Origin of the sequence: Lactobacillus nasalidis (genome assembly GCF_016587775.1) — a bacterium.
GTDB classification, from domain to species: domain Bacteria; phylum Bacillota; class Bacilli; order Lactobacillales; family Lactobacillaceae; genus Lactobacillus; species Lactobacillus nasalidis.
On sequence record NZ_BOCG01000031.1, the window covers coordinates 1 to 233 of the forward strand.

Annotated in this window: 1 pseudogene; it reads left to right on the forward strand. The window is 42.9% G+C overall.

Annotated features, from left to right (window positions below):
- Positions 1-233 (forward strand): annotated as a pseudogene (locus lacNas_RS14070) (RNA-guided endonuclease TnpB family protein); the annotation flags it as partial.

The window sequence follows — 233 nt, forward strand, 5'->3', positions numbered from 1 at the left end:
GCGGTTGACGTCAATGTTGGTCACTTTGATTACACGGGAGGCCGGGTGAACGTACTGCCTAAGAAGCTTGATAGAATTTATAAAAAAATCAAGCACTATCAAAGGCAGCTTGCCAAAAAGCAAGTCAAAAATGGAGAAGCTGCTTGCGAAAGCAAGAACTACTTGAAGACGAAAGCCAAGCTTCAAGCTTGCTATCGCAAAGCTGGCAATATCCAAAATGACTTGATGCAGAA